This is a genomic window from Corynebacterium sp. p3-SID1761 (assembly GCF_055862885.1).
Genome location: NZ_JBSQBJ010000001.1, coordinates 143,587 through 169,773 on the forward strand (window position 1 = coordinate 143,587; position 26,187 = coordinate 169,773).

Below are 26,187 nucleotides of genomic sequence, written 5' to 3' on the forward strand. Positions count from 1 at the left end.
ATTTATTTTTCCAGGTGTAATTATGCTTTTCTAAGAATGTCTGTAGAATCGCAGATGTGGTTCAAAGAGAGTATCGCCCGACCGTTGCCCAATTGCGCACCTTTGTGACCATTGCCGAACATGGTCATTTTGGTACCGCAGCCTCCCATTTAGGTATCTCCCAACCTTCCCTTTCCCAAGCGCTCGCTGCGCTCGAGGCAGGTTTGGGAGTGCAGCTTATCGAACGATCCACTCGCAAGGTTATTGTCACCCCAGTGGGGCGAGGACTGCTGCCATTTGCACAAGCCACCCTGGAAAGCCTCGAAACTTTCGTCTCTCACGCACGGGGTGCTCACGGCGGCCTCGTGGGTTCGATGGCAATAGGAATGATCCCGACCGTCGCCCCGTATATCCTGCCGGAGGTTTTACACTCTGTACACGACGTTGCCCCGGAGCTCGAACCGCGCATTGTCGAAGAGAAGTCGCCACTTCTTATTGATGCGTTGCGACAAGGCAAGATCGACGTCGCCGTCCTTGGTATGCCGGGCGAAGGCGGCGGACTCAACACGGTAGATCTCTACACCGAAGAGTTCGTGCTGGTGGTGCCTGAGGGGCACCCATTGGCCGGTCGCAAGGATTTGGCAGTCGACGAACTCAAGGATGTTGATCTGCTGCTGCTAGACGATGGGCACTGCCTGCGCGACCAGATTCTGGAACTGTGCCGGACGGTGGATATGGCCAATGATCCGCGCCATTCTGTCACCAGGGCGGCCAGCCTTTCCACCGTAATTCAGCTGGTGTCGGCGGGATTGGGCGCAACCTTGGTACCGCTGTCCGCAGTATCAGTCGAGTGTCAACGGCCGGGCATCGCCCTGGCGACGTTCGCCGGAGGGGCCGTGCGAGCGGGACGCACGATTGGCATGGCGTACCGCTCCAGTTCCACGCGGATCGACGACTATGCGTCGTTGGGGGAGATCGTCGCACAGTCCTTCAATCATGTGGCACAGGAAAGCCGTCGCGTTCTGGAGTCGTACTTCTAGAACCTGCCAGCTAGCCCTGAACGACGGTGAGCTCCGAGAGCCGGATCTCGCCGGCTTCATCCGTTGCAGCAAGGTCTACCACGCCCTCTAGCGCCCAGCCATGGTCGCCTTCGGGATCGTCGATGATCTGGCGCACGAACCAACTACCCGACTCGGGGCCTGTGCCGCGCTTGATGAGAATGTATTTATTTGAACGCGCGGCGGCGTCAACACCTATATCGGCATATTCCTCAAAGTAATCGTCCATCGCGGCAGGCCAGTCTGGTGGCGAATCCAGGTATTCGTCCATTTCCGCGAGCTCGCGCTCTTTTTCGAACGCGAAGAGTTCCACGTGGCGGAAGAAGTAGTTACGCACCATACGGGTCAGCGCCTGCGGGTTGGCAGAGAGCAGGTTTGTGTTTTCCACGCCGTAGGCATGCTCGGCCACCTGATCCTCGGTCAGCGGGGCATCCGGATCCGCCATCTGTACCCACTCATCAATGAGTGAGGAATCAACTTGGCGAATCAGCTCGCCCAACCACACGAGGATGTCGTCGAACTCCTCCGAGCGGTAAGAATCGGGTACGGAGTGCTCCAATGTGCGATATGCATCGGTGAGATAGCGCAGCACCACACCCTCGGAGCGTCCCAGCCCATACGTGGCCACGAAGTCGGAGAAGGTCATTGCCTTTTCCACCATGTCCCGCACAATGGACTTCGGGCTAATCTGAAAATCGCGAGCCCACGGGTTGCCCTCACAGAACGTGTCATAGGCCTGCTCTAGCTCGTCTGCCAGCGGCATGGGCCAGGTGATGTCTTCGACGATGGCCATTCGCTCGGTGTAATCGACGCCCTCAGCCTTCAGCGCCGCAATCTCCTCGCCCCGTTCAGCCTTCTGCTGGGCGATAAGCACCTGTCGGGGGTCTTCCAACACCGCCTCAAAGGTAGAGATCATGTCAAGCGCGAACGTGTCAGACTCCGGATCCAGCAGTTCCAGGGCTGCCAGGGCGAAGGGAGACAGTGGCTGATTGAGGGCAAAATCGCGATTGAGGTCGGCGGTCAGGCGGGCATCCTTGCCGCTAGGAGTTTGTGCCTGGAATTCTTCAACGACTTCAGCGTTGATAAGCCCCCGGTACAGCTCGATGGTGCGCAAGATGGCTTTGTTCTGTTTAGTGCGCGTGTCGTGATTGGTGCGCAAAAGATGCCGTAGCGCTTCAAAGGTCCACTGGTCACGAGCGATGACATTGAGCAGCATGGAGTTGCTCATGCGGAACTGGCTGGAAAGCTCCTCCGGCTCAGCATGGGTGAGCCGCTCATAGGTGGATTCACTCCACGTTGCCTGTCCCTCGGGGGCAGAGCGTTTGCGTAGCTTCTTGATCTTCTTCGGATCACTACCGGCTCGTTGGCGGAGGCGAAAGTTCTCAATCTCATGCTCGGGAGCCTGTACCACGACAGTCCCCTCCGTGTCATAGCCTGCGCGACCCGCACGACCCGCGATTTGATGGAACTCGCGGGATTTCAGCACGCGGTGCTTCACACCGTCGTACTTGGTCAGTCCCGTCATCAGTACGGTACGAATCGGCACATTGATACCTACTCCGAGCGTATCGGTGCCACAAATAATTTTTAGAAGCCCTTTCTGCGACAATCGCTCGACGAGGCGACGGTACTTCGGCAGCAAGCCGGCATGGTGCACGCCGATTCCCTTGCGCAGTAGGCGGGAGAGAGTTTTGCCGAAGGCAGAGGTAAAGCGGAAATCACCGATCTCCTCGGCGATAGCAGCCTTGGCTTCGTCATTAACTAGCTTCATGCTGGTCAGAGCCTGGGCGCGCTCGATAGCTTCGCGCTGGGTGAAGTGAACAATGTAAATGGGCGATTTGCCGTCGCTTATTAGCTCCTCCACCGTTTCGTGGACGGGAGTGTAGACATAGTGAAAGTCGAGCGGCACTGGCCGTGTGCTGCCCGTCACCAATGTGGTTTGGCGACCAGTGCGTTCGCTTAGATCATCCTCCAACCACTTGGTGTTGCCCAGGGTGGCGCTCATCAGAAGAAATTGTGCCTTAGGGAGTTCCAAGAGCGGAACCTGCCAGGCCCAGCCACGGTCGGGTTCGGAATAGTAGTGGAATTCGTCCATCACTACCTGATCAATTTTCGCGTTCGCTCCGTCGCGCAGGGCAATATTGGCAACGATTTCAGCAGTGGCGCAGATGATCGGTGCGCCGCCATTCACTGTGGCGTCACCAGTCATCATGCCCACATTTTCCGGGCCGAAGGTTTGGCACAGATCGAAGAATTTCTCACTGACCAGAGCTTTGATGGGCGCGGTGTAGAAACTGCGCTGCTTGCGAGCCATGGCAATGAAGTGGGCAGCGATGGCCACCATGGACTTACCGGAGCCCGTGGGCGTAGCAAGAATCACGTTGTCTTCAGCCACGAGGGCTGTGGCTGCCTCTTCCTGGGCAGGGTAGAGGGTAATGCCGCGGTCACGCGTCCAACCGAGAAAAGACTCTAGGATCGCGTCATCAATCAGAGATTCCGGTACCTCGTCCAGATCTGGCAACAGTTCCGCGAGTTCGGCAGCAATACCCACTGTGTTTTATTTGTCCTCTTGCTCGGTATCGGTTGGATCGTCGGCATTATCGGAGCCATCTGACATGTTCTGCAAGAATGCCTCGAACTCTGCGCCCAGCTCTTCGCCGGTTGGGATGTCCTGTCCCGGTTGCAGCAGGTTGTTCTCTCGCTTACGACGCATCCGTTCCATCTCGGCATCGTACTGGTGCTCCAATGCACTGACGACGGTAGCGATCTCCTGGGACTCCTCAACCTGGTCTTGCAGCTGGCGCTGTACGCGTTGCAACTCCTTTTCCAGAGCTTTAAGGGGCAGCTCGCGGTCTGCGACTTCGCTGAATGCCTCCAATAGGCGCAAAGTCGCCTCCGGGTAGTCGGAGGCCGCGATGTAGTGCGGCACATGGGCGGTAAAGCCAACCGTTTCGAACCCGTGGCGGTTTAGCTTCTTTTCAGTTTCCAAAGCCGCAGCGCCGGGAACGATCATCCGCGAATCCCACGTGTGGTAGTCCTTGATCAGCGAAGACTCCGAGGCATGCGCAGAAATCACCAAACGGCGAGTGTGCGGCACCGTCATCGGCGCCGAGTACAGAGAGGCGACCATGCCGACCTGACCACGCCGGGCGAGATCCACCACAGCGTCGCTAAAGGCTCCCCACTTAAGGTCTGGCTCCAAGCCACTGAGCAGCAGGAAGGGGCGTCCCTGGGTGTCCTTTACCAGGTGTAGATCCAGGCGAATATCATCCGTATCCACAACCTTGGAGTTCTCGATGGTCACACCGGGGCGTCGCGAACGATAATCGATCAACTCATCGACCTTGAACGACGCAACCGGGCTGTGCTCCAAGGCAGCCAGGATATGAGAGCTGGCGTTTGAGACAGCTTGTCCGGCATCCGCGTAGCCCTGCAATGCCACCAACATTGGCAGCTCCTCAGCACTCTCAGCACCCTCGGCATCGCTCAACCCCATGGGCTCGTCGGCAATCGAGGGGCGATCGAACTGGATCGGAGCCGGGTACTCCAGCTCGTACATCCGGCCGCCTAGCTGCCGCTCACGCCGCTCGCCATTGCCACGATGGTCGTTGTTGTCGAAGTGCTCATGCATAGTTTCGCTCTCCCTTCCGGCGGAACCTGTGTCCAACCAAGCACCGTCTGCCTAGCCTATCAGGCACTTCGGACAAGCCAGGTCGAGACGGCGCCATTTCTGGGACCCATATTCACAGTTTCAAGTTATCCACAGACCCCTGGGGCTTCGCCGCACCGTATGGGATTCGTCGCCGCAAAAAAACTTTGGTTCGGCAACGATCTGTGGCATGAGGAACTCACCAGAACACAACGAAAAGAAACCCCAGTCTATTCCCGCAGATTCCGCACTTAGTGCACCTACTACGCGCCCGCCATCCGTTCATTTGGGAGCAGACAAAGGCAAGCTGATCGCTGCCATTCCCTCCCTTCTTGGATTCCCACCCGTGGACTCGCTGGTCATCATCGGCCTAGTCGCTTCCACCGAGCACACCAGTTCCGCACCGCTGCCCGCGCATCACCGGCGCTTTCGAATCGGTCCGGTCCTACGATGCGACTTGCACCCAGCGGCTATTGACGAGGCAGTGCGGGGGATTACCAAGATTCTTTGCGACGCCCCAGCGGCGGAGGCAATCATTCTCACTATCGGCGACATGGATGAAGATCTGCGTGCCTGTGTGGCTTCTGCCGTCAGCCAACTGGAGGATGCATGTGTCGATGTTCAATCGGCTCTAGAAGTCGAAAGCATCACGACGGGAATGCCTTGGATCGACGTATTGGACGGCGAGACGGGCACGGTAGACAGCGTGGAGTCCAATGAGCTGGCCGATATCAGTGCGCTGAGTGGGGCTCGCCGTATGGGTAACCGGGAGGAAATGGAGCGCTGGCTGGATCCTGCCAACCTGAGCGAGCCGGAATGGATGCTCCAGGAACGTGCGGAGGCCACCACAGTCGATCTGATCCAAGTCCTGATTGGTATAGCCGCCGTAGCGGAGGGAACAAGGGTGTTGGAAGAGGAATGTGAAAACGAATACCTCATCGACAGCCTTGCCGCGATTTGCAGTGACGAGTTCCTTCATACGGTCGTTATTGCCTGGTCTTTGGGCACGAACAGCGCGATTCTACGCGAGATGCTTGCCAGTGCTGCGCGTCGAACGACGGGGTCGGTACGTCGACGGGTGATGTTGATCCTGGCACTGGTGGCGTCGGCTAACGACGAAGGAGTCCTGGCGTATCACACACTTACGCGACTATTGGAGGAACTTGAAGCCGATCTATACACCGAGGATGCATGTGCGCGGCTCGATAGTATCGAGCGTGCTCAGGGGATAGGCACGGAGGATATGGAAGGCACAGAAGATCAGGTTGCGGAGGCAACGCTGGAGGAAATGCTTTCCGATATGGAGAAAATGGATGATTCTGCGGTCGAGCCGCAGCTGAGTACATTCGATGAGTTCACAGCTGACATTGCGGTTACGGCGTTGGACGCCCATCAAAAAGGAAAGATCAAATTGCTTTTGGCTAAAGCAGTGCAATCCGCCTGCACCGTTATGGCAAATGTGCAGATGGATCTGGATGCCGCAGAAGACCCCACGGAGGAGGACAGGCTTCCAGAGCGAACCTATGTCACAGTCCGGGAATATGCGGGACTCGATATCGCATGGGAGTACGAGCGACTCATGCAGATTGTGGACTGGGACGCAGTTAACGCTGTGCGGAATGCAACCTATCACCCAGTTGTCCGCTAAAGGCCCATGCGTCGGAGATAATGGTGTGCAAATCGGAGCGGGTGGGGTTCCATCCGAGCTCAGACTTAGCCTTCGCCGACGAAGCGATCAGAGTTGCAGGGTCGCCCGCGCGACGTGGCGATTCGATCGCGGGAATTGGGTGGCCGGTGACTTCGCGGCAGGTGTCGATGACTTGACGCACGCTAAAACCATCGCCGGAGCCGAGATTAAAGATGCGATGCTTGCCCGCAGTGTTCGACGCAGCGGCCAGCAGGTGGGCATCCGCCAGATCTCGAATATGGATGTAGTCGCGGACGGCAGTGCCATCGGCAGTGGGGTAGTCAGTGCCGAAAATCGAGATGTGCTCTCGATGACCAAGGGCAACTTGTAGCACCAAGGGAATGAGGTGAGTTTCGACCTTGTGGTTTTCACCAATATTTCCGTGTGCGCCAGCGACGTTGAAGTATCGCAGGGAGGTAGCGGCCAGTCCATAGGCATTGGCGTACGAGGTGATCATGTGATCAATCGCCAGCTTGGAGGCACCATAGGGGTTCGTCGGTGCCGTCGGCATGTCTTCAGTGATTGGAACCTGCTCTGGTTCGCCGTAGGTCGCAGCAGTGGAGGAGAACACGAGGTTATCTACCCCGTGCTCGCGCATCTGATCCAGGAGGTACAGACTGGTACCTACATTGTGGTGCCAGTAGATATCGGGTTTCTCTACGGACTCCCCGACAAGCGAACGGGCGGCAAAGTGCATGACGGCTGCTACGTCGCCAGCGGCAAAGACATCGGAGATGACATCGCGGATGTCCCCCTCAATAAAGGTCGCGCCTTCTGGTACTGCATAACCATTGCCGGTTGATAGATCGTCCACCACCGTCACGCGGAAACCGTGTTCGAGAAGTACGCTGGCACAGACGCTACCGACATAGCCGGCGCCGCCAGTCACGACGATGTGGGCGGAAGGGGATAGGGCAGAGGAAGATAGATCGATGCTTGTCACAACCCCCACGCTACCCCACGTCCTTAGTTGAGCTTTTCTACGCGTACGGCGTGGCCAAGCTCCTCCGGAACAACCATGGTGCCGTTGTCGTTGCCGAACTCCAAGCCGTCCTCGGTGGCCACCAGCGTTACGACGCTGCCTGGGCGCATGTCCAACGCGTGGAACTTCGCCATCAGCTTGTGTTCCACCTGCACGATTTCGTTGATACTGAGGATCTTCACCTCGATCGGCTCCGGCGGTTCGATATCAGAGGCGCGCTGTGAGGAACCTGTCTGCAGAGAATAAATCTTTTCCTTCAGCTCCGTGCGCTCAGCCTCCGGCACGCTTTCTACCAACTCCTCCAGTCCCGGAATCGGATTGCCAAATGGGGAGGTGGCATATTCGCTGAGTACCTTTACCAGCTGAATCTCAACCTCGTCGCCCATGACGTGTTCCCAGCGACAGGCTTCGTCGTGAACCTTTTCCCAGGGAAGACCGATGACGTCGGTGAGCAAGCGCTCGGCCAGGCGGTGCTTGCGCATGACCGCGGTGGCTAAAGCTCGGCCTTGAGGACTGAGTTTAAGAGAACGATCCTTCTCAACCGTGAGTAGTTCGTCGCGCTCCATACGCGCAACGGTCTGACTCACCGTCGGGCCGGACTGATCAAGTCTTTCTGCGATGCGGGCGCGGAGCGGCAGAATGCCTTCTTCTTCCAACTCATAAATCGTTCGGAGATACATCTCAGTGGTATCGACGAGATCCCTCACGTGCGCTACGCCCTTTCTTTGTTCATTGACTTGAAACGATTATAGCCCCGTCCGCAAAGGGAGCGGGGCAGAAGCTTAAGTACTGATGCTATTTAGCGATGATGAGTCTCTAAACAGCGTATTCACGCAGCTTGTTGGCTCGGTCACCCTCGCGGAGCTTGGCCATAACCTCACGCTCGATTTGGCGGACGCGTTCGCGGGAAAGCCCGAAGCGGCGACCAATCTGATCCAGCGTGCGCGGCATGCCATCATCCAGGCCATAGCGCAGCTTGATGACGTCCTGCTCGCGCTCCTCCAGGGTGCCCAACACAGCGCGGACATCGGAGTGGCGCAGGGATGCAACCACAGCGGTTTCCGCATCCGTTGCCTCGGAGTCCTCGATAAAGTCGCCCAGCGGGGCTTCTTCGTCGCTACCGACGGGCATATCCAGGCTCACCGGATCGCGGGACTGCTTGAGCAGCATTTCGATCTTCGATTCCTCGATTCCGGATTCCTCAGCCAGCTCCTCGTTCGTCGCTTCGCGCCCAAGCTGCTGGTACATCTCGCGCTTGATACGGGAAAGCTTGTTCACCTGCTCTACCAGGTGGACGGGAAGGCGAATGGTGCGGGATTGGTCGGCCATGCCACGGGTAATGGCTTGGCGAATCCACCAAGTTGCATAGGTGGAGAATTTAAAGCCCTTGGTGTAATCGAACTTTTCCATTGCGCGGATCAAGCCCAGGTTGCCTTCTTGGATCAGGTCCAGCAGAGGCATGCCACGGCCGGTGTAGCGCTTCGCCAGCGATACAACGAGGCGCAGGTTGGCCTCCAGCAGGTGGCTCCGGGCTGCCTTGCCTTCACGTGCCAGTACCTTAAGATCGCGCTTCTTCGCACGGGTCAGCTTCTCTGCGGTAGCTAGAAGGTGCTCCGAGTATAGCCCGACTTCGATTCGCTTGGAGAGTTCTACCTCGTCCTCTGCAGTAAGTAGGGCGGTCTTACCGATGCCGTTGAGGTAGACGCGAACCAGATCTGCCGATGGGTTCTCGTTGTTTCCGCGGCGCCGCCCCTTGTCTTCTTTCTTATCGCTATCGTCGGCCGAATTGCCGGTACCCTCTTGACCGTGGCTGATGCCGTTGTATTCGTCATCAATCATGGAGTTACTCATAGTGCTGGTGTGCCTCCCATGGCTCGATAGCGTTCAAGCGCTTCAAGAATTTTCTCGTTGTGTGCCGAAGCTCTACGGGGTCAACGAATCTCTTGGAAGAATTGTTCCCCACCGAACCTGAAGAAGGAACTTGGTTCACCCCCGCACAGGGGTTAGCTATTTTTCCCTCTGTCGCGGCTCCGCAGAGGGGAAGAGCTTTACCTGCAGTTTTTGTTGAACAAGCGCTTGTTCTTAGGTCTCCACAAGCACTGTGAATGGTCCCTCATTGACGCTGGCGACTTCCATCATGGCGCCGAATCGTCCTGTTTCTACAACTATGCCGCGCTCTCGGAGCAATTCTGCAATACGTTCGTACACCGGTTCGGCAGTTTCTCCCGGAGCCGCGTTACCCCACGAGGGACGTCGTCCCTTTTTCGTCTCGCCCATGAGTGTGAACTGACTTACCAACAGAACTTGCCCGTTTACTTCTTCTACGGAGTGATTGCGTGGACTATCCCATGGTTGCCCCGACGCGGGGAGCAAACGCAGTTCCGCAATTTTCCGCGCCATTTTCTCTGCGGCTTCGGGTTCATCGTTTACACCGACTCCCACGAGCGCTAAGAGTGCGGGTCCGGTTACTTCTCCCACCACTTCGTCTGCAACCGACACTGTGGCACTGCTGACGGTGCTAATCACTGCCTTCACTGGTTTTCCCTCACTCGTTTTCCCTTACTGGGTTGTCTTCATTGGTTTTCTCTAATCGCGCTGGCCTACATTTCGCCCTCGTACACCTCGCGCAGGTCTCGCGGCACAATCATCCCGTGCCTCACCAGAGCCACAGCTAGAGGAACAAGCTGATCTACAAGCTCTGCGGCATCCATTCCCAGATCTTCTCCATTAATTGCGTGGTAGAGCTCCGCTACGTCACGCAAGCAAAGTCCGTCCCAGCTAAGACCAGCCAGAATTGCCGCTAATGTCGCATCGATTTCGTGGGTCCAACCCGGCCCATCGGTCCGTGTCAACTGTATTGTTTCTTCGCCGAACCCCTGGTTGGTGGAAGTGGCGGCTTTTTCTAGGATGACGCCGCGTCGCAGTCGGTAGTGCGCATCCGCAATGGCTTCGGCGGCCGGGCGGCCGGGAACCTCCAGCTCCTCGAGCCAGCGGCAGCGTGCGAACCATTCGCCGACCTCTTGTCCCAAGAAGGCTCCATCGGGCAGGGCGTGTTCGAAAGTTTCGACTGTGAGCTCGGTGGCACCATCGATCTTCTCGATATGAATCCACCCGAGCCCGATCTGCGTGACGTCGTGGTGATCGAAGAACTCGAGCCATTCTGTCGCCTGCTGCTGACCGCTGTCGCTGCGTGGGTCGATGCTTTCGTCGCGCAACCAGGTGGTGACATAGGTGGCCACATCCACCACATCACGCTGAAGAACCCATGCACGAGCTCCTTCGTCCGGCAACCAGCTCAAGATTCGCTCGGCGGCGGAATCCGCCGTACCTTCGCCGAGTGCCCAGCCGATTAACAGGTGCGCATGCCCTCCCGGTGCTAAGTGTTCAACGGCTTGTTGAACCACCAGCTTGCTGGCTGCGTCCAAGGGCAGACCGGAATCGCGATATACGTGCCCCTCGCGGGCATCGAGGTCGATGGAGGGGCCGATGACGAACGGCGGATTGGAGACGATCACGTCGAAAAGCTCGCTGGCGAAGGGATCAAACCAGGAGCCCTGAACCCACTTGACCCTAGGTGATTCCAATCCTTGCGCAGCGGCGGCAACTTGTGCATAGGCCAGCGCACGACTGTGAATGTCACTGCCGAAAAGTGTTGCCTCGCTGTTGGCTGCCAATAGCAACGCCAAGACTCCCGACCCAGTACCCAGGTCAAGAACTCGGGCGTTCGCCGACAGGCGGGGAATGGAATTCAGTAGGGATAGGGGTGCGTTTCCTATACCGGGAACGTGTTCCGGTCCGGGGATGCGCGGCTCCAGGGAAGCATCCGGGTCGGAGAGAACCAGCACCTCCGCGTTCCCATGCGCGGGGTGGTGGATCGGGCGGATGTCGAGGTTGAGCTGCAGCGTTTCATGTGAACCTTCTGACGGGATAAGAGCCTGTTCTGCTACGAGCTCGGAGGTGGACTCAGTCCCGACGAGAGATTGAAAGAAGGTGGCGGGCTGGGGGCGTCGTAAATAAACAGCGGCGACGAGCTGTGATGCCATAGAGTCCCGGCTCGTCAGGTGCCATTGAGCGGCTGCGGGAGAGCCGGATTGGGCGGCGGCGATACCTTCGACGCCGAGAGTCTCCATAATCAGCGATGAACCATAGCCTTGCGCGACGAGGGTACGGACGAGGTGCTCGGTGGCAACGCCAGGGGTGCAGAACGGACGGCCGGGCGGGGTAGAGGTGGGCATGTCGGTTCCTTGTTAATCGGAGGGCTGATCGTTGTCGGTGCTGTCAGGCTGAGTGGGGGTGATGTCGATAACCTGCGGAGTGGATGTCCCGGGAGAATCTGACTCGAGCATCGGGCGAGATGTCTCGCCCGCAAGCGCGGCCCGTTCGGCACGGCGTTGTTCGCGGACGAGAGCAGGTTTGTACACCTTATTTGTGGTCTCATCGACCTGCCCGGTCTCGTTGGCTAGCAACACGGCCACCCACGGTAGCGGGAGGCTAATCAAAGCGATGCACACTGACAATGCTGCGTTGTGGGTAATGAGCATCACTATAGCGGCAAGGGCGAGGAGCGGGATGCGCAGCAGCTGCAGCACGGTGTACACCTTGCGGCGATGGTGCCAGCCTTGCAGAGGGGAGCTTTTTGCATCAGTGATGATCTCCACTTGCGAGGCGCGCTTGGCACGGGATTCACCTCCCGTTTTCCTTTTTCGTGCATCAGCCATAGAGCCAACGCTAGTACGCAGCTGGAAAACAGGCAGATTCAGGGGCATGATGGTGAACTGTGAGTAACCCAAGTACGACAACGATTGAGCGCCCAGAAGTCAATACGGACACGACGACGGACGATGATGTTCCGAAGTTCTTCCACTATGTGAAGAAGGATCAGATCGTCGAATCCGCTGTGATGGGCAAGCTTGTCGTGGCTCTCTGTGGGGAGACTTTCCCCGTACGCAAGCAGGCCAAGCCGGGGTCGCCCGTCTGCCCGGATTGTGAGCAGATCTACAAGGGGCTGCGCAAGAAGTGAAGCACCTCCGCCTATGGCAGCAGGAGGCACTGAACAAGTACGTCGAGGCCAGTCCGAAGGACTTCCTGGCTGTGGCGACGCCAGGCGCAGGAAAGACAACCTTCGCCCTGACGATCGCACGGCTGCTCTTGGATACCCGCGCGGTGGATCGCCTTATCATCGTTGTGCCCACCGAGCACCTAAAGGTGCAGTGGGCTCAGTCCGCCGCCGGACAGGGGATTGCGCTCGACGCAGAGTTCACAAACTCCTCGCCATTTAATAATTCCTACGACGGCGTGTGCGTAACCTACGCACAGGTCGGTATGAAGCCGACTAAGCACTACCAGGTGGCCACGGCGAAGAAGACGCTGGTGATTCTGGATGAGATTCACCACGCAGGCGACGCAAAGAGCTGGGGCGATGGTGTGCGCATGGCCTATGAGCACGTCGAACGCCGCCTGGCGCTTACGGGTACGCCATTCCGTTCTGATGATTCGCAGATCCCCTTCGTGCGCTACGAGGCTGTAGACGGTGCTGAGGGCGCACTCGTCTCGTCCGCCGACTACACCTATGGATACGCGGATGCGCTGAAGGATGGTGTGGTTCGCCCGGTGGTTTTCTTGGCGTATTCGGGCCAAGCCCGGTGGCGCAACTCCGCCGGCGAGGAATTTGAGGCTCGCTTGGGCGAACCTCTTAACGCAGAACAAACCGCCAGGGCCTGGCGTACCGCGCTCGACCCGAAGGGCGATTGGATCCCAGCGGTGCTCAATGCCGCACAGACGCGATTGCATCAGTTGCGTGAAACGACACCGGATGCAGGTGGTCTGGTGATCGCAACCGATAAAACGACGGCACGTGCCTACGCGCGCATCCTGGAAAGAATCAGTAACACTCCCGTTACCGTCGTACTGTCCGATGAGGCCGGAGCCTCGGAGCGCATTAAAGAATTCTCCGCCAGTAGCGACGAGTGGATGGTGGCCGTGCGCATGGTGTCTGAGGGCGTGGACGTACCCCGCTTGGCTGTGGGCGTGTACGCCACATCATCCTCCACACCACTGTTCTTTGCACAGGCCATCGGCCGTTTCGTGCGCTCGCGGCGCCCGGGGGAGTCGGCGTCAATCTTCCTCCCCAGTGTGTCTGTCCTCCTCGAGTTGGCCTCGAAGATGGAGCAACAACGCAACCACGTCCTCGGTAAACCCGACCGCCCAAATGAGGGCTGGGATGACGAGCTGTTGCGTCAGGCCAACAAGGAACAGAATGAAGTGGAGGACGACAAGGGGTATGAGTCTGTCGGTGCAGAGGCAGAACTCGACAGTCTGATTTTCGACGGCTCGACCTACGGTACGTCCACATTAAGCGGGTCCGAAGAAGAGCAAGCATACCTTGGCTTACCGGGGCTACTTGACGCCGACCAGATGCGTACGCTCCTGCGTCAAAGGCAAGCCGAGCAATTGGATGCGCGGGCGAAGCAGGAAGAGCAACGCCGTAAGAAGGAACAGCAGGCCACTGCCCCGGAGGGCAGCGGCGCGGATTTGCGCAATAAGCGCGTAGCCAGCGAAGAGATTCCAGCGTTGCGTAAAGAACTGAATGCGCTGGTGTCCATGAAATCAGCGCGGACGGGCAAGCCCCATGGGCAGATTCACAATGATGCGCGGCGGAACTGCGGCGGGCCGGCTACCGCGCTGTGTACAGCGCAACAGCTGCGGGATCGCATTGCCTATTTGAGAGACTGGTAAGCATGGAGCGGTGGGGTAATATACACCGCGACATGAGCATTGGGAGTGCACGTAGCTACAGTGCACACAGGATGAGGGAAGGCGGGCACACCGTGGCTCGAGAAGACTACACCGATCTGGATAAGTCGAACGCAGAGGAAACTGAGCTTCAAAAGGTTGCGCCCCGCAAGGTCAGCGGTTTGAGCATGGCTGCCCTAATCGTCGGAATCCTGGCCATTCCAGCGGCAATGTTCCCCTTGATTGGTCTGGTCGTCGCTGCGATTTCCATCATCGTAGGAATTTTTTCCGTCCTGAATGCGAATCGGAAGGGGACACAGCGTAGCTATGCGATTATTGGATTGGTTCTGGGGGTCGTCGCGATGGCGGTGGCAATTTTCTTCACCCAAGCGGCAATGCAGAGCGTAAAGGGGTGCGAGGATCTGCGCGGCACGGAGTTCCAGGAGTGCGTGCAGAAAAACCAAAAATAGCCCGAAGCCTTCTTGGCCTCGGGCTATTCGTTTTCTTGGGGGCTAATCCAGGTAGTCGCGCAGCACCTGAGAGCGCGACGGGTGGCGTAGCTTGGACATCGTCTTCGACTCGATCTGGCGGATGCGTTCACGGGTCACACCATAAACCTGGCCAATCTCGTCTAAGGTGCGGGGCATTCCGTCGGTAAGGCCGAAGCGAAGCTTCACCACGCCAGCCTCGCGCTCCGACAGTGTGTGCAGAACATCTTGCAGCTGATCCTGCAGCAGAGTGAACGAGACCGCATCGACGGCAACGACGGCCTCGGAATCCTCGATAAAGTCGCCCAGCTGGGAATCTCCCTCATCGCCGATCGTCTGATCCAGCGAAATCGGCTCACGGGCGTACTGCTGGATTTCCAGTACCTTGTCGACGGTGATGTCCATCTCGCGTGCGAGCTCCTCCGGGGTGGGTTCGCGTCCTAGATCCTGCAGAAGCTCGCGCTGGATACGTCCCAGCTTGTTGATGACCTCCACCATGTGTACCGGAATGCGGATGGTACGAGCCTGGTCGGCCATTGCGCGGGTGATGGCCTGGCGGATCCACCACGTAGCGTAGGTGGAGAACTTGTAGCCCTTTACATAGTCGAACTTCTCCACCGCACGGATGAGACCCAAGTTGCCTTCCTGAATAAGGTCGAGGAAGGCCATGCCGCGTCCGGTATAGCGTTTCGCCAGCGACACCACTAGTCGCAGGTTTGCTTCCAGCAGGTGGTTCTTTGCGCGGCGCCCATCGCGCTCGATTTCGCGCAGGTCGCGACGGTTCATCGGGGAAAGTTTCTCGCCCGATTCCTTGATCTCCTGCAGACGATACGCCGCGTACAAGCCCGCCTCAATGCGCTTAGCCAGCGATACCTCCTGCTCAGCGTTGAGCAGTGCGACCTTACCGATTTGCTTGAGATACGCGCGAACGGAGTCGGCAGATGCCGTCAGCTCTGCGTCTTTGCGCGCCTGACGCAACGCTGCGGACTCGTCTTCGTCCCACACGAAGCTACCGTCGTTCTTATCGGTACCGTCTTCGTCGTCGTCCGAGTCATCGTCGTCATCGTCCTCGAGATCATCTTCGAGGTCGTCGTCTAGATCATCGTCATCGTCATCGTCGAGGTCATCCAGATCGTCTAGATCATCCAGGTCATCGTCCTCGTCAAGATCATCCAGATCGTCGAGATTGTCCGGTTCGCTGTCGAACTCGTCTGGCTCGTCGGGAGTCTCCTGAGCATTCTGGTCCGCTGAGGTTGCATCGACAGCAGCCTCATCAACCTCAAGCAGTTCCTCGGCTGCCTTTGCTGCCTTGGTGCCCCGCTTTGCAGTGGTCTTCTTAGCGCTGGTCTTCTTCGTGGTTTTGCGAGCTGCCTTTTTGGCAGTCTTCTTAGCTGTCTTGCGCGCCGTCTTATTGGCAGCCTTCTTGGCGGTCTTCTTCGCTGCCTTCTTCACCGGGGTGGACGCCTGCTCCTCCGGCTCAGCAGCAGTGTCAGAGACGTTGACGGCAACAACCTGCTTCGGAGCGGTCTTCTTTGCAGCAGTCTTTTTAGCGGCGGTTTTCTTTGCCGCGGTCTTCTTCGCCGTGGTCTTGCGAGCGGTTGCCTTCTTGGCAGTCGCCGACTTCTTTGCCACCTTTCGGGCAGTCTTCTTCGCTGCCGTCTTTTTAGCAACCTTTCGGACAACACCCTGGGCGTTGTCGTCGCTGGTGGTGGTCGAGTCGTTCGCTGCCACTGAAGCCCTTTCGCTCGTATCGCATGGTGCAACAAAATAGCCACATGACGTGGCCACATTCCGAAAAGGAATTGGATCGCACCGGGTTGCGTTAAGCCCGCAACCGTTGGTCTTTGGGGTTAGTCAAACCCTTTACGTGGGAATCGACCGCCCATTATAACTCAAAACGAAATGCGGTGTGGTTTGGATCCCTAGGGTTTGATGCCGTCGCGCACAGCCATAGCGGCTCCAATGATGCCCGCTTGATTGCGAAGCTTCGCCGGAATGACTTCCTGTTCCACGGTCAAAAGCGGTACCCACTTGTCGGCCTTGCGGGAGATGCCGCCACCCACGATGTATCGCTGCGGGCTAAATAGGGCGCTGTAGGCATGCAGTACCTCGTCCACGCGTGCCGCCCACTTCTTATAGGACAGCTCTTCGCGATCCTTTGCAGCGGAGCTGGCATACCGCTCCACGTCACCGTTTTCGTCGTGAGGCAGGTGCCCCAGCTCCGAGTTGGGGAATAGATGACCATCGCATAGCAGTGCCGAGCCAATCCCGGTGCCAAAAGTTAGCATCAGAACGGAACCCTGTTTCGCACTCGGATCGCCATACTCAACCTCGGCCAGGCCTGCCGCGTCGGCGTCATTCAATACGGCAATTTCGCGCTCGCCGAGATGGCGCTTGAACAGTTCCTGCATATCAGTGTCGATCCAGGACTTGTCGATATTAGCTGCAGTCCGCGCCTTCTGGTTCTTAACAACCGCGGGGACGGTCACTCCGACAGGACCATCCCACTCGGCCATTTCCATCAGTTTGCGTACGACCTCGGCGACCGCATCCGGGGTCGATGGCTTTGGAGTGAGGATCTTGAAGCGTTCTGTCACCAGCTCGCCAGTGTCAAGGTTAACGACTGCTCCCTTAACTCCGGAGCCGCCGATATCCACGCCAAAACTTAGGTTCTGTGCTGCTTTGTCCTCAGTCATGAACACAACCCTACCTTGACGCTGTGCGGTTTAGCTTGCCGAAAAGTGGCACAGTGGAGGGCATGCAAACTACGGTTAATCCACATGCAGGTAAGACGGCCCAGGCCGTCTCGGAGGTTTTTAACTCCCACTCGGGAAGCTCTGCGCCTTCCAAGCCGGTGCTACTGCGAGTGTTCGATGAGGCCTCGACAGCGGGGGAGGACGGGGCGTCACAAAGTAAAGAAAGGTTAACTCCTAAAGACCTGGAGGCCATCGCACTTGTGGTGGGGCGTGAGGCTGCGGGTTTAGTTCGACGCCGCCGTGGCGAACTAGCCGATGATCACGGGCACATTGGCGTGCTGGCGACGAAGACCTCCGAAGTAGATCCGGTAACGGAGGTGGATGAGGCTAGCGAGAGGCTGATTTCCCAACGACTTTTAGAGCACGTGCCGGGGTCGCGGATTCTTGGCGAAGAAGGTGGGTTCAGTGGGGTGTCCGATGAGCTAAGCTCCAGCGATGAAGTGCTGTGGATTGTTGATCCCATCGATGGCACCGTGAACTTCCTCTATGGAGTACCGGCCTATGCAGTCAGTATTGCCGCTGTAATAAACGGTGAGCCGGTGGCGGCTGTGGTCGTGGACGTAGCGGCACACGTTGCTTATGCGGCACATGCAGGCGGTGATGCACGGCGCCTAAGCTACGACGACCACGGGAAATTGGCGCAGGTCGAAACTTTGAGGGTTGTGCCGGAAGACAGCGATGGGGCATTGCACAAGGCTCTGGTAGCCACTGGATTTTCGTACGTGGCGGAGGATCGTCGCAGCCAAGCCGAGCGCCTAGTAAGGCTCTTGCCGAAGGTACGGGACATCCGGCGGATCGGGTCGGCAGCATTGGATCTCTGCCGGGTGGCAAGTGGAGAAGTGGATGCATATTTTGAGCATGGTTTGGGGCCCTGGGACCATGCTGCGGGGTGTTTGATTGCCGCCCGCGCGGGGGCAATTTCCGTAGCTCCTGACTATGACGTAATGAAGGAAGAAAAAGCCCTGGTTATGGCTGTGAAGCCTGGGATTGCAGTAGAGCTTGCTCGACTGCTTGGAGAATAGGTGCGGGGGGAGGTCAAATACCCCAAAAGGTAGCCATTGCGCGCGTGAAAGTGACAAGTGGCACGCATGTGCTCTACGATCCGCGACAGCGAGACGTATTTAAGTGAATTTTAGCTAGTGGTTCGGCAGGGCTGCTGGCTCGAAGCGACTGCACAAGATCGACACGAAGGACCCAACATGGCGACTGACTACGACGCACCACGCCGACGCTCCGAGGACGACATCGAAACCGACTCCCTGGAGGGGCTGAAGGCAGCGGAGAAGGCCGAGCCGGCTGTTTCCGATACGGACGATGGAGAGATCGTCGAGCCTTTTGATGTACCTATGGCGGATCTGTCGGGCGAAGAGCTCTCCGGTTCGGTAATCCCACGCCAGAGCGATGAGTTCACGTGCAGCGTCTGTTTCCTGGTGCAGCACCGCAGCTGCATCGGTGAGACCGTCGGTGACGGCGAGTACATCTGCAAGGATTGCGCATAAGTGGGCTTAATCGAGCCCAGAGGTTAAAAAGACTGTAACGTCTTACAAGGCTTCATTGTCTTAGTAGATAGGGCGACCGAGCTTTTCCAGAACCTCTTGCGGGTCCTTGGTGGAAATGAGCCAGTAGGGGGTGGGGTCGTCCGGATCATCGAGGACGAGCATCGCCATTGTGGGGATCCAACCCTTATGAACAACATAGGCAGCAGGGTCGAGCTGACGACCCATAGCGGCGCGCTTGGCGGTCGGGGGGATTACTAGGCTGCGGCTTACGACATGAGCGGGAAGCTTTGCCGGCCCCACGTGGAGCCACCGTTCACCAGAACTATCCTCCGTAACTTCTACCTTGGTTCGGGAGAAGTAGATCAATGCCCACACTGCCAATGAGCCGGCGATAGCGAGGGCTACAAACGATGCCCACATCGGTCGGCCCATCTGCGCCTGCCACGAAATAATGGCTACCACTCCGGCGGCAAATAGCCACCAGACGAGGGGGACTCGCTGATGCTCCGTGTACAGCAGCTTTTCCTGCTGAGTGCCCGATGCCAATTCAAAACTCCTGTTTGCGTGTCTGCTTTGAGTGCTGCCTAGCAATTCTAGCCCTTGGCGGTTCGCACATCGTAACTTCGCCCGGGGACTTGTAGTCTTGGTGACCGTGACCCCTAATCAGACAGCAACAAATAACACTGATTCTTTTGGCAATGACGCCCCGCTGCGTATCGTTCGCCTTGACAAGGATCTGCCCTTGCCACGCCGTGCTCACCCAACGGATGCAGGCATTGATCTCTATACCACCACGGACGTGACCATCGCTCCGGGCAATCGAGAATTGGTTGGCACTGGCATCGCCATCGCACTTCCCGTGGGAACCGTGGGGTTAGTACACCCACGCAGCGGATTGGCGCTGAAGAAGGGGCTTTCCATTGTGAATGCGCCAGGCACAATTGATGCTGACTATCGCGGAGAAATCAAGGTGTGCTTGATTAACCTGGATCCCGAGCAGCCGATCGAACTGACCCGAGGAGAAAGGATTGCGCAGCTGCTGGTGCAGGAAGTGAGCTTGTGTGAGGTCGAAGAGGTTGCCAGCGTAGAAGAATTGGGAGCAACCGTCCGGGGAGAATCCGGTTACGGCTCGACTGGCGTGTAATCCAGCTGGACAGAGCAGTTCAGAAGACATAGCTCAGAAGACATAGGGTAGAAGATAAAAAAGACGGAGTTTGAGGATGTTTGGGCGCAAGAAGAAGAACACAAGCAATACAAATAAGGATGCCCGTGATGCCGCGAAGGCTGCAGCGGAAGTACAAGAGCAGCCGACCGTGGCGAGCCAGGCGAATTCAGCCGACAATGACTTTGGTCCCTTTGATGGGGATACGGTGAATTCCCAAGACTTCGACTTCTCCGATTTCGCCAGAGGCTTCCTAAAACTGGGCTCCATGCGGGTTCCAGTACCCCACGGCGGCCATGTGAGTGTGGAAATGGGGCCGGAGGGGCCCCAGATGATCCACCTAGAGGTCGAAGGCGGTCGCTTCACCCCAGTGGCCTTTGCCGCCCCACGTAGCGGCAACCTGTGGGAAGAGTCCGTCGACGAAACCGTAGCGGGCATGACGAAGGATGGGCTCGAAGTCCACCTGGAAGACGGACCGTGGGGGCCGGAGATCTGCGCGGTCGCTGGTGAGGGCCAAATGCGTGTAATCGGTGTGAACGGTCCCCGCTGGATGTTCCGCGTCACTCTTGCGGGAGAGAAATCCCGCGCGGATGAGATTGCCAGGATCGGCCGGGAGATCATCGCTCGCAGCTTTATTTACCGCGGGAACGATCCGATCCCAGCTGGCCAGCCACTGCCTGTGCAGATGCCGCCGGAAATGTATGAGGAACTGCAGGAGCAACTGCAGCGCATGGCCGCCGAACAGAATGGCACACCGGAAAACAATCCGCAGGGGCCCGGCGAGAACCAGTAGAAAATGGCAGAAGTTAGCAAACAAGCTCCTCAAGGCAAGCCAGATGAGCAAGGTACCTTGCTGGAGCAAATGGGAGGCCTTTCTGGCCTTGTCTCCTCGACCCTTCCCGTACTGGTTCTCGTGCCAGTCAATAGCCAATGGGGGTTGACCCCCGCCCTCATCTCGGCTCTCGGAGTCGCGGTGCTCATTTTTGTATGGCGGTTGATCCGCAAGGAGAATCTGCAGCCTGCAATTTCCGGATTTTTAGGTGTAGCGCTCTGCGCTGCCATCGCGTGGTTCATGGGAGACGCAAAGGGGTATTTCGCCTATGGAATCTGGTACTCCCTGGTGGCAGGCATCGCTTTCGTGATCTCAATCTTCGTCCGGTGGCCACTTGTGGGTACGATTTGGCGCGGAATTAACGGGGATGACCACCGCTGGCGAACCAACCGACGGGCCGTGCGCGCATTCAACGTGGCCACATTTGCGTGGGCGCTGGTATTCTTCGCCCGCTTTGGCGTGCAGCAATGGCTCTATGCCGCAGATAAGACTGACGCTTTGGGTTATACCCGAATTGCTATGGGTTGGCCTTTAACACTGGTCGTCGTTGCCGTGACCATCTGGGCTGTAAAGGCCGCGAATGAGGCCGAGGGGCGTCACTTGGAAAAGCAAGAGATATCTGAAACTGGCGAAGAAGTTGGAGCCGATGAGCGTCACTAAGAAAGAAGAAGTAGTGATGGACCTGGCCGGTCCAGCCAATGGCGGCACCGTGATCGGTCGGTTGGACGGGCAGGTTGTGTTTGTACGAGGCGCGCTGCCCGGCGAAAAAGAGGTAACAGTAGAGCTGGATCCGGCGCGGAACACTAAAGCGAAGAAGGGCTTCCGCAGCGGGGTGGCAACGAACATAGGCCAGCCTAGCCCTCACCGAGTAGCGCCGTTGTGCCCGGCAGCCAAGGTTGGTGCAGGATGCTGCAACCTGGACTTTGTCGACGCTGCTGGTTCGTTGGATTATAAAAAGCAAGTGGTGATGGATCAGCTGTCGCGCGTAGGAAAAATCAGCGCGGAGGCTCTGGAGAAGATCACTGTGACCGCCGACAGCCTTCATCCTTTCGCAGGCTCTCGTACGCGAGTCCGGCTGGCGGTTGATGGCGAAGGGAAAGTTGGACAGCGTTCCCGGGGGTCCCACAATGTCGTGCCAGTGAACAACGAATGTGCCCAATGGAGTGCGGAGCTGAAGAACGGTCTGGCAGCAGATATTGAGCAGCTCAGGGAAGCGGGTTTGCTCACTCCGCACTCGGAGATTGCCGTTGCTGTCGGCGACGATGGCGCGCGGCACATGGTGCAGTTGCAAGGCTCGCCAGCTAATCAGCGAGTGGCGGCCTTTGGAGACGAGGCACCTAGGGTTACCCGCACCGTGCATTACGGGGCGGGGCTTGACCGGGAGTTCGATGTGCAATGGGAAAGCCAGGTACAAGACTTCTGGCAAGCCCACAGCGCGGCTCCGCAGTTCTATTCCTCGTGGATTGCGCGGCATATTCCACCGGTAGCGCAAGGAGAGAAGCTGCAGGGGGAGAGGGGCAAGCGAACTGTCGCTTGGGATCTCTACGGCGGCGCGGGCGTATTCAGTGCTGCGCTTTCCCGCAAGGTCGATCATGTGGTGTGCGTGGATGTCGCGGGTAGCGCCAGCGAGTCGGGTAAGAAAGCACTTGCCACGGCCGGTATCGGCAATGTCGAATTCATTAGTGGCGATGTATCACGGCAAGTGCTGAGCCTGCCGCGGGGTGATGACGTACACGCTGTAGTACTTGACCCTCCGCGCACTGGTGCGGGAACGCAGACGGTTGCAGATATCGCGAAGGCTCGACCGCGGCACGTTGTGCACGTAGGGTGCGATCCTGCCACCGCCGCCCGCGATCTTGGGGCGTGGATCCGCAACGGCTATGAGATCAAGGAGTTGTGCGTAGTGGATGCCTTTGGGCTGAACCATCACGTTGAACTTCTTGCACACCTCGTTCCCGTGCGTGGGTCACGCCGTGAGCGACGTAGCTGAGAACGCAACGAGCGACGTAGCGGACAACACGCAGGAACGTAACCTCGAAGGGGATTGTTTTAATTCGCCCACGCGCCGTTAGAATGGACTGAAAATACCATTCGGCGCGAGCATAGGACGGAGAAGAGTAGCTTCACATGGGAATTCTCGACAAGGTGTCCTCGCCCGCAGACCTTAAGGGCTTGGACGCGAACCAGCTAGAACAGTTGGCTTCGGAGATCCGCGAGTTTCTTGTCCAAAAGGTCTCCGCCACGGGTGGCCATCTAGGTCCGAACCTGGGTGTGGTGGAGCTGACTATCGCGATGCACCGGGTTTTTGACTCACCGTCGGATCCACTGATCTTTGACACTGGCCACCAGTCCTACGTGCATAAGATCCTCACTGGCCGTCGCGATCTCTTCGATACGCTGCGCCAAAAGGATGGACTGTCTGGCTACCCAGATCGGGCAGAGTCGCCCCACGACTGGACCGAATCCTCTCACGCTTCGGCCTCGTTGTCCTACGCCGATGGCTTGGCTAAGGCCTTCGAACTCACTGGACAGGTTCACCGGCATGTCGTCGCTCTCGTTGGCGACGGCGCTCTGACCGGTGGTATGACGTGGGAGGCGCTGAATAACATCGCAGCGGCCAAGAAGCGCAGCCTCGTGATCGTAGTCAATGACAACGGCCGTTCTTATTCGCCAACCATTGGTGGCCTTGCCGAAAACTTGGCGGCGTTGCGCCTGCAGCCAATGTATGACCGGGTTATGGATACCGGAAAGAACGCGCTGGGGCGCATGGGCTGGGTCGGTGATCGTGCGTTCCAGGTGATTCATGGCTTCAAGGAAGGCGTGAAGCACACCGTCATTCCGCACGAGATGTTCCCCGAACTCGGCTTGAAGTACATCGGTCCGGTGGATGGCCACGATCTAAACCAGGTGGAAAACGCACTGCGCTATGCCAAGGACTATGGTGGGCCAGTCATTGTCCACACGGTCACTCAAAAGGGCAAGGGCTTCGACCCAGCCGAGCAGGACGAAGCCGACCAGATGCACTCCACCGGAGTGATCGACCCGATCACCGGTGAGTCCATGGCTAAGAAGACCGAGGGGGCGATCAGCTGGACCAAGGTGTTCTCCAACCACTTGATAGACATCGCCAACGAGCGCGAGGACATTGTCGCCATTACCGCCGCGATGGCTGGCCCCACTGGCTTGGCCGATTTCGCGAAGGTTCACCCCAGTCGTACCTATGACGTCGGAATTGCCGAGCAACACGCAGTGACTTCCGCTGCCGGTTTGGCTCTCGGTGGTATGCACCCGGTGGTCGCGGTCTACTCGACATTTCTTAACCGAGCATTCGACCAGCTCTTGATGGACGTTGCACTGTTGAAGCTGGGTGTGACTTTGGTTCTCGACCGTGCTGGCATTACGGGTTCTGATGGCGCCAGTCACAACGGCATGTGGGATCTTTCCATCACCGGCATCGTCCCTGGTATCCATGTTGCCGCCCCGCGCGATGCGCACACCCTCGAACGTGCACTCGATCGCGCAGTCGCCATCGACGATGCGCCGACGGTGGTGCGCTTTCCCAAGGGCAATGCCCCGGCAGATGTCCCAGCCATCCGCGAGGAAGCTGACTACGATGTCCTCTTTGAACAGGAGGGGGATGGCTCCGGAAGCGGTGAGGCTGCTCGCCGTAAGGTACTCATCGTCTCTTTCGGAGCGTTGACGCTGCAGGCGCTGGGTGCTGCACAGGCTCTGTGCGACGCCGACTTCTCCGCTACCGTAGTCGACCCGCACTGGGTATTTCCCACCGCAGATAGCCTGCTGGAATTGGCTCGCGGCTATGACTTGGTAGTGACGATCGAGGACAACGGCGTGCACGGTGGTGCTGGCAGCCAGCTACACTACGACCTCTCTCAGGCAGGAATCGATGTGCCGGTCCGAAACCTCGGCGTACCGCAAGAGTTCCTGGCGCACGCTTCGCGTGGTGAAGTTCTAGAAGAGCTCGGCTTGGATGTAGACACGGTCGTAAAGACCGTCGTTGGCTACGCCGAGAAGCTATAGGAGCGGGCAAAGACGTCGGCAACAGCTGGCACAGCTGCGTCGAGGAGAAGCTCCACTTGCCAAGGACGCAGGCCGAGGCCTGCCCACGAGTCGCCTAGGAGTTCTTCCCAACAGGCGATCGGGTCGGCTGCATTGGTGTATTCGCCAGAGTCCTCGAATAACCAGCAAGCCCAGGCTGCCTTGCGTAGATTTTTCCGCGTCGCGATCGTGTCTAGACGGATCTCAAGTGTGTCGGCGAGATCGAGGGCTGAGTTGAGGATCGCATCGGCGTAGGCCGCAGCGCGTGGAAATTCCTCTGGCCATACCTTATGATCCGGAATCCGGGGGCCACAGTACTGCGGAGCACGGTATTGCTCCATTTCGAGGTCGGAGGGGGCGGAGCTGAGGGCGTCAGAAAAAGCTTCGATGAAGTGCTTATGGGTTCGAGACGGCAGGTGCGCGCGAGAGCGACGCAGGGACATCTTCAGCTCCCGCAGGGCAGCGGCGCGATCGTCCTCGGCGCCTCCGGCGATAGATATGAGATCGCGACTGCGCAGAATCGATTCGGGGGAAATATCGCGCTGACGAGCGATCTGGTCACGCTTCTCCCACAGGTCGTGGGCGAGTTTGCGGGCGCTCGTCCGACGCACTGAATTCAGGCCTTTGAGACCGGTCCAATCATTGTGTGCAAGGGGTGTGGCGGTTGCCAGAATGTGGGCGCATTCCTGGGTGTACCAGTCGATGCGGCCTGCATCGGCAACGTCGTTCAATGCGGTTTCCAATAGTTCCACAAGCCATTCGACGTCCAGGGCCGCATAGTTCAACATGGCGGGGGACAGTGGACGACGCGACCAGTCGGCGTTTCCTTTGTCCTTTGGAACCACAATGTCGAAGTAATCCTCCAACATTGCAGAGAGGCCGATACGTTTTTTGCCTAGGATCTGGGCTGCGACTTGCGTGTCGTGGATAGCCGGTGGGGTCCAGCCGAGAGCCAGGAGACAAGGCAGATCGGTGTGCGCGGCGTGGAGCACCCACTCAGACTGGTTAACTACTTGCGACAAACGGCGCGTGGCAGAGGGCTCAGCCTCGGGGTCGATGAGGAAGGTTTCTGTACCTCGGCGCCGCAGCTGAATCACAAATGCGCGGTCATCATAGCGAAATGCTGATGCGCGTTCAGTGTCGATGGCGATGGAGCCGGTGCCCGCAGCCAGTGCGCGACCCGCCGCAGCTATGTGCTCTGGGGAGTCCAAGAGCACTGGGGTACCGGCGGCGGGAACGGACACAAAACTCACAGCAACAACGATACGTCAATAGCAATAAGTCGTTGCCTTAAAAGGCTGCGCGAG

General features: G+C 58.1%; 24 protein-coding genes. 12 read left to right on the top strand and 12 right to left on the bottom strand.

Going from position 1 to position 26,187, the window contains the following annotated elements; all coding sequences use genetic code 11:
• The first annotated feature begins 56 nt into the window (after positions 1–56).
• A complete protein-coding gene (locus tag ACWXWJ_RS00635; RefSeq protein WP_473963226.1) occupies positions 57–1,019 on the top strand; it encodes a hydrogen peroxide-inducible genes activator in 963 nt (320 codons plus the stop codon).
• A 10-nt stretch (positions 1,020–1,029) separates the two neighbouring features.
• Here ACWXWJ_RS00635 and ACWXWJ_RS00640 read toward each other — a convergent pair whose 3' ends face one another.
• Both ACWXWJ_RS00640 and ACWXWJ_RS00645 read right to left on the bottom strand, forming a co-directional pair.
• Entirely contained in the window at positions 1,030–3,588 is a 2,559-nt protein-coding gene (locus ACWXWJ_RS00640; RefSeq protein WP_473963227.1) for a DEAD/DEAH box helicase, read from the bottom strand.
• Positions 3,589–3,594: 6 nt separating this feature from the next.
• Positions 3,595–4,668 carry a PAC2 family protein gene (locus tag ACWXWJ_RS00645; RefSeq protein WP_473963228.1) on the bottom strand — a complete coding sequence of 358 codons (1,074 nt, stop codon included), beginning with the start codon at positions 4,666–4,668 and terminating at the stop codon, positions 3,595–3,597.
• Positions 4,669–4,876: 208 nt separating this feature from the next.
• Here ACWXWJ_RS00645 and ACWXWJ_RS00650 point away from each other — a divergent pair, with 208 nt between their 5' ends.
• Positions 4,877–6,334 (top strand): DUF4192 domain-containing protein, encoded by a 1,458-nt coding sequence (locus ACWXWJ_RS00650; RefSeq protein WP_473963229.1) that lies wholly within the window; start codon positions 4,877–4,879, stop codon positions 6,332–6,334.
• Here the strand turns inward: ACWXWJ_RS00650 and galE are convergent.
• The 6 genes from galE to ACWXWJ_RS00680 all read right to left on the bottom strand — a co-directional run bounded on the left by galE (position 6,291) and on the right by ACWXWJ_RS00680 (position 12,073).
• Complete coding sequence (gene galE, locus ACWXWJ_RS00655; RefSeq protein ID WP_473963230.1) at positions 6,291–7,325, bottom strand: UDP-glucose 4-epimerase GalE; 1,035 nt, start codon at positions 7,323–7,325, stop codon at positions 6,291–6,293. The two genes, ACWXWJ_RS00650 and galE, sit on opposite strands and share 44 nt — an antisense overlap.
• Before the next feature lie 14 nt (positions 7,326–7,339).
• On the bottom strand, positions 7,340–8,062 hold the full coding sequence (locus ACWXWJ_RS00660) for a metal-dependent transcriptional regulator (protein WP_473963231.1): 723 nt from the start codon (positions 8,060–8,062) through the stop codon (positions 7,340–7,342).
• A 109-nt stretch (positions 8,063–8,171) separates the two neighbouring features.
• Entirely contained in the window at positions 8,172–9,206 is a 1,035-nt protein-coding gene (locus ACWXWJ_RS00665) for a sigma-70 family RNA polymerase sigma factor (protein WP_293790254.1), read from the bottom strand.
• 231 nt (positions 9,207–9,437) lie between these two features.
• Positions 9,438–9,890, bottom strand: a complete 453-nt coding sequence (dtd, locus tag ACWXWJ_RS00670) for a D-aminoacyl-tRNA deacylase (protein WP_473963232.1) — start codon at positions 9,888–9,890, stop codon at positions 9,438–9,440.
• 65 nt (positions 9,891–9,955) lie between these two features.
• Complete coding sequence (locus ACWXWJ_RS00675) at positions 9,956–11,590, bottom strand: DUF7782 domain-containing protein (RefSeq protein WP_473963233.1); 1,635 nt, start codon at positions 11,588–11,590, stop codon at positions 9,956–9,958.
• A 12-nt stretch (positions 11,591–11,602) separates the two neighbouring features.
• On the bottom strand, positions 11,603–12,073 hold the full coding sequence (locus ACWXWJ_RS00680) for a DUF3099 domain-containing protein (protein ID WP_473963234.1): 471 nt from the start codon (positions 12,071–12,073) through the stop codon (positions 11,603–11,605).
• A gap of 59 nt (positions 12,074–12,132) precedes the next feature.
• Here ACWXWJ_RS00680 and ACWXWJ_RS00685 point away from each other — a divergent pair, with 59 nt between their 5' ends.
• The 3 genes from ACWXWJ_RS00685 to ACWXWJ_RS00695 all read left to right on the top strand — a co-directional run bounded on the left by ACWXWJ_RS00685 (position 12,133) and on the right by ACWXWJ_RS00695 (position 14,557).
• A complete protein-coding gene (locus ACWXWJ_RS00685; protein WP_005295046.1) occupies positions 12,133–12,375 on the top strand; it encodes a DUF3039 domain-containing protein in 243 nt (80 codons plus the stop codon).
• A complete protein-coding gene (locus tag ACWXWJ_RS00690) occupies positions 12,372–14,090 on the top strand; it encodes a DEAD/DEAH box helicase (RefSeq protein ID WP_473963235.1) in 1,719 nt (572 codons plus the stop codon). Before ACWXWJ_RS00685 ends, ACWXWJ_RS00690 begins: the two co-directional genes overlap by 4 nt.
• A 92-nt stretch (positions 14,091–14,182) precedes the next feature.
• A complete protein-coding gene (locus ACWXWJ_RS00695) occupies positions 14,183–14,557 on the top strand; it encodes a DUF308 domain-containing protein (protein WP_293790270.1) in 375 nt (124 codons plus the stop codon).
• A 42-nt stretch (positions 14,558–14,599) separates the two neighbouring features.
• On the opposite strand, the gene ACWXWJ_RS00700 is transcribed toward ACWXWJ_RS00695, so the two are convergent.
• The gene (locus ACWXWJ_RS00700) at positions 14,600–16,306 is read right to left on the bottom strand and encodes an RNA polymerase sigma factor (protein WP_448308273.1); all 1,707 of its coding nucleotides are present in this window, start codon (positions 16,304–16,306) and stop codon (positions 14,600–14,602) included.
• A 191-nt stretch (positions 16,307–16,497) separates the two neighbouring features.
• Entirely contained in the window at positions 16,498–17,271 is a 774-nt protein-coding gene (gene ppgK / locus ACWXWJ_RS00705) for a polyphosphate--glucose phosphotransferase (RefSeq protein WP_293790275.1), read from the bottom strand.
• Positions 17,272–17,333: 62 nt separating this feature from the next.
• Here ppgK and ACWXWJ_RS00710 point away from each other — a divergent pair, with 62 nt between their 5' ends.
• Positions 17,334–18,353 (top strand): inositol monophosphatase family protein, encoded by a 1,020-nt coding sequence (locus ACWXWJ_RS00710; protein ID WP_473963236.1) that lies wholly within the window; start codon positions 17,334–17,336, stop codon positions 18,351–18,353.
• A 177-nt stretch (positions 18,354–18,530) separates the two neighbouring features.
• A complete protein-coding gene (locus tag ACWXWJ_RS00715) occupies positions 18,531–18,830 on the top strand; it encodes a DUF4193 domain-containing protein (protein ID WP_293790281.1) in 300 nt (99 codons plus the stop codon).
• Between the two features lie 60 nt (positions 18,831–18,890).
• Here ACWXWJ_RS00715 and ACWXWJ_RS00720 read toward each other — a convergent pair whose 3' ends face one another.
• The gene (locus tag ACWXWJ_RS00720; protein ID WP_473963237.1) at positions 18,891–19,376 is read right to left on the bottom strand and encodes a DUF3093 domain-containing protein; all 486 of its coding nucleotides are present in this window, start codon (positions 19,374–19,376) and stop codon (positions 18,891–18,893) included.
• Between the two features lie 106 nt (positions 19,377–19,482).
• Here ACWXWJ_RS00720 and dut point away from each other — a divergent pair, with 106 nt between their 5' ends.
• From dut to dxs, 5 genes are all read left to right on the top strand, one after another.
• Entirely contained in the window at positions 19,483–19,974 is a 492-nt protein-coding gene (gene dut / locus ACWXWJ_RS00725; protein WP_473963238.1) for a dUTP diphosphatase, read from the top strand.
• Between the two features lie 76 nt (positions 19,975–20,050).
• Positions 20,051–20,785, top strand: a complete 735-nt coding sequence (locus ACWXWJ_RS00730) for a DUF3710 domain-containing protein (RefSeq protein ID WP_473963239.1) — start codon at positions 20,051–20,053, stop codon at positions 20,783–20,785.
• A 3-nt stretch (positions 20,786–20,788) separates the two neighbouring features.
• Positions 20,789–21,484 (top strand): DUF3159 domain-containing protein, encoded by a 696-nt coding sequence (locus tag ACWXWJ_RS00735; RefSeq protein ID WP_473963240.1) that lies wholly within the window; start codon positions 20,789–20,791, stop codon positions 21,482–21,484.
• Complete coding sequence (locus tag ACWXWJ_RS00740; protein ID WP_473963241.1) at positions 21,471–22,814, top strand: class I SAM-dependent RNA methyltransferase; 1,344 nt, start codon at positions 21,471–21,473, stop codon at positions 22,812–22,814. The genes ACWXWJ_RS00735 and ACWXWJ_RS00740 overlap by 14 nt, the downstream gene beginning before the upstream one ends.
• Before the next feature lie 137 nt (positions 22,815–22,951).
• A complete protein-coding gene (gene dxs / locus ACWXWJ_RS00745; RefSeq protein ID WP_473963242.1) occupies positions 22,952–24,862 on the top strand; it encodes a 1-deoxy-D-xylulose-5-phosphate synthase in 1,911 nt (636 codons plus the stop codon).
• Here dxs and ACWXWJ_RS00750 read toward each other — a convergent pair.
• Positions 24,844–26,133, bottom strand: coding sequence for a ribonuclease D (locus ACWXWJ_RS00750; RefSeq protein ID WP_473963243.1), 1,290 nt, complete (start codon positions 26,131–26,133; stop codon positions 24,844–24,846). The genes dxs and ACWXWJ_RS00750 overlap by 19 nt on opposite strands.
• Positions 26,134–26,187: the final 54 nt, after the last annotated feature.

Coding starts and splice junctions, on each gene's coding strand:
- ACWXWJ_RS00680 (WP_473963234.1), bottom strand. CDS start 12,073: ATGGCTGATGCACGAAAAAGGAAAACGGGAGGTGAATCCCGTGCCAAG.
- ACWXWJ_RS00710 (WP_473963236.1), top strand. CDS start 17,334: ATGCAAACTACGGTTAATCCACATGCAGGTAAGACGGCCCAGGCCGTC.
- ppgK (WP_293790275.1), bottom strand. CDS start 17,271: ATGACTGAGGACAAAGCAGCACAGAACCTAAGTTTTGGCGTGGATATC.
- dxs (WP_473963242.1), top strand. CDS start 22,952: ATGGGAATTCTCGACAAGGTGTCCTCGCCCGCAGACCTTAAGGGCTTG.
- ACWXWJ_RS00735 (WP_473963240.1), top strand. CDS start 20,789: ATGGCAGAAGTTAGCAAACAAGCTCCTCAAGGCAAGCCAGATGAGCAA.
- ACWXWJ_RS00715 (WP_293790281.1), top strand. CDS start 18,531: ATGGCGACTGACTACGACGCACCACGCCGACGCTCCGAGGACGACATC.
- ACWXWJ_RS00740 (WP_473963241.1), top strand. CDS start 21,471: ATGAGCGTCACTAAGAAAGAAGAAGTAGTGATGGACCTGGCCGGTCCA.
- ACWXWJ_RS00665 (WP_293790254.1), bottom strand. CDS start 9,206: ATGAGTAACTCCATGATTGATGACGAATACAACGGCATCAGCCACGGT.
- ACWXWJ_RS00650 (WP_473963229.1), top strand. CDS start 4,877: ATGAGGAACTCACCAGAACACAACGAAAAGAAACCCCAGTCTATTCCC.
- ACWXWJ_RS00645 (WP_473963228.1), bottom strand. CDS start 4,668: ATGCATGAGCACTTCGACAACAACGACCATCGTGGCAATGGCGAGCGG.
- ACWXWJ_RS00730 (WP_473963239.1), top strand. CDS start 20,051: ATGTTTGGGCGCAAGAAGAAGAACACAAGCAATACAAATAAGGATGCC.
- ACWXWJ_RS00675 (WP_473963233.1), bottom strand. CDS start 11,590: ATGCCCACCTCTACCCCGCCCGGCCGTCCGTTCTGCACCCCTGGCGTT.